The sequence below is a fragment of the Agrococcus citreus genome (genome assembly GCF_039527715.1).
Lineage (GTDB): Bacteria > Actinomycetota > Actinomycetes > Actinomycetales > Microbacteriaceae > Agrococcus > Agrococcus citreus.
Map to the genome: position 1 here is coordinate 351,566 of NZ_BAAAKK010000001.1, position 1,852 is coordinate 353,417.

1 protein-coding gene, 1 other RNA gene and 1 pseudogene are annotated in these 1,852 nt (G+C 73.8%); all 3 read left to right on the plus strand.

All coding sequences use genetic code 11. The features are described 5' to 3' along the window. Nucleotides 1-254: pseudogene (locus tag ABD106_RS14515) on the plus strand (zinc ribbon domain-containing protein); the annotation flags it as partial. Nucleotides 255-332: 78 nt separating this feature from the next. After that, nucleotides 333-1,439: a hypothetical protein gene (locus ABD106_RS01750; protein WP_343916697.1), complete on the plus strand. Its 1,107-nt coding sequence runs from the start codon at nt 333-335 to the stop codon at nt 1,437-1,439. Nucleotides 1,440-1,472: 33 nt separating this feature from the next. Continuing rightward, nucleotides 1,473-1,835, plus strand: an RNA gene (gene rnpB, locus ABD106_RS01755) — RNase P RNA component class A. Nucleotides 1,836-1,852 lie beyond the last annotated feature (17 nt).

Here is a 1,852-nt window from a genome sequence, read left to right on the forward strand (position 1 = left end):
AGCTCGAGGAGGCGCGCGCCGAGCGCGCCGACCGCAGCAAGGCGGTGCCGGCCGACCTGCTCGCGCTCTACGACCGCCAGCGCGAGCGCTACGGCATCGGCGCGACCCTGCTGCAGCACGGCACCTCGGCGGCATCCGGTGTGCAGCTCAACGCGAACGAGCTGCACCAGATCCGCCAGACGCCCGACGACGAGGTCATCCTCGACCCGAACTCGTCGGCGATCCTCGTGCGCACGGAGGAGAGCGGCCTCTAGGCAGCCGCCGGATCGCTCGCGCCGCGCCCTTCGTGCGGCGGCGGAGGTCGTCGTACCATGCGGCATGGGGGTGCCGCGGTGAGGGTCGTCGAGGTCGCCGACGAGGCGAGCCTCGACACGTTCGTGCGCCTCGGCCACGAGACCCACGGCGGCATGGCTGTGCCGCTCGCCGAGCGCACCGTGCGCGCCTGGCACCGGGGACGGCATCCGCACCCGCACCCCATCACGATGCTGCTCGCCCTCGACGACGATCGACCGGTCGGCCGCGCGATCGCCCACCGCGACGACCGCTTGGATGCGCGGCTCGGCACCCGCGCCCTCGTCTTCGGCGCGCTCGAGGCGGAGGGGCCCGCGGCCCTCGCGACGCTCCTCGACGCGATCGAGGCGCGCGCGCTCGCTGCCGGTGCCGAGGAGCTCTTCGGACCCGCGCAGCTGCTGCCCAACCAGTCGGGAGGCGTCATCACCGCGGGGTTCGAGGAGCGCGCCTTCCTCGACGCGCCCTGGAACCCGCCGTGGCTGCCCGAGGCGCTCGAGGCTCGCGGCATGCGCCGCTGGTACGAGGCCGACACGTGGGTCGTCGACGTCGTCGACGAGGACGGTCCGACCGAGGCAGAGCTCGACGCGGCCGGCATCCGCATCGACGAGGTGAGCCGCCTCGGCCTCGGTCGTGGCCTGCGCGCGCTGCTGCCGCTGCTCAACGACTCGTTCGCGCTGCTGCCGTACTACACGCCGTTCACGCGCGCGGAGCTGCGCGTCCAGACGCGCGGGCTCGGGCTGCTGCACGAGCCGGGGCTCTTCCTCATCGCTCGCGACGAGGAGGATCTGCCGGTCGCCTTCGTCGTCGCCGTGCTCGACGCGGCGCCGCTCCTGCAGCGCTCGGGCGGTCGCCTCCGGGCGCAGGAGGTGTGGTCGCTCATCGCCCGCCGAGCCGCCCTGCGCCGGGAGGCGGTGCTCGTCATCCAGGGCGCGCGACCCGACGCGCAGGGCAAGGGCATCGTCTCGCTGCTGAGTCGTCGCCTGCACGCGAACCTCGCCGAGCTCGGCTGCACCACGCTGCGGTCGACGCCGGTGGGGCGGCAGAACCCGGGCTCCGCGCGCCAGTTCTCGCGCTTCGGCGGTCGGCCCCTCCACGCGACCGCCTACTACCGCAAGCGGCTCGCGCGACCCGAGACTGCGGCCGCCTGACGGCCGACGCCCGCGCTACCCTGGGAGCGCGAACCGGTCGGCTAGGCGGCCGCGTCGCGGGGCCCCCGGGCACCGCGCCGAGGAACGTCCGGGCTCCGCAGAGCAGGGCGGTGGATAACGTCCACCCGGGGCAACCCGCGAGAAAGTGCAACAGAGAACAGGTCCACCGGTCAGGGTTCGACCCGGGCCGGCCAGGAGTGAAACGGTGGGGCAAGAGCCCACCAGCGTCGCGTGCGAGCGCGGCGGCTAGGCAAACCTCGCCCGGAGCAAGACCAGACAGCGGACCATGGGGCTGCTCGTCCCGTCCGCGGGTAGGTCGCTAGAGGGCTGCAGCAATGCATCCCGTAGAGAGATGGCCGTCCACGACAGAACCCGGCGTATCGGCCGGCCGGTTCGCCTCCACGCACGAGCTC